2 tRNA genes are annotated in these 275 nt (G+C 50.2%); both read right to left on the bottom strand.

The features are described 5' to 3' along the window. Positions 1 to 3 precede the first annotated feature (3 nt). Positions 4 to 79: transfer RNA gene (locus HMPREF3020_RS06575), tRNA-Val, on the bottom strand. Between the two features lie 44 nt (positions 80 to 123). After that, positions 124 to 199: transfer RNA gene (locus HMPREF3020_RS06570), tRNA-Val, on the bottom strand. Between the last annotated feature and the right edge of the window lie 76 nt (positions 200 to 275).

Below are 275 nucleotides of genomic sequence, written 5' to 3'. Positions count from 1 at the left end.
AAGTGGTGGGCGATACCGGTCTCGAACCAGTGACCCCCTCCTTGTAAGGGAGGTGCTCTCCCAACTGAGCTAATCGCCCGCTTGGTCAAACTTTTACAACATTAAAGTTTACTTTGGAAAAAGTGGTGGGCGATACCGGTCTCGAACCAGTGACCCCCTCCTTGTAAGGGAGGTGCTCTCCCAACTGAGCTAATCGCCCGATGCACCTGAAAAGGTATTCGGATTTATTTAAACACTAAAATTAAGTGGTGGGCGATACCGGTCTCGAACCAGTG

Origin of the sequence: Haemophilus sp. HMSC068C11, from assembly GCF_001815355.1 — a bacterium.
In the GTDB taxonomy this organism is placed as follows: domain Bacteria; phylum Pseudomonadota; class Gammaproteobacteria; order Enterobacterales; family Pasteurellaceae; genus Haemophilus_D.
Note: the sequence above shows the minus strand (reverse complement) of the source record. Positions and strands in the feature narration are given on the sequence as shown.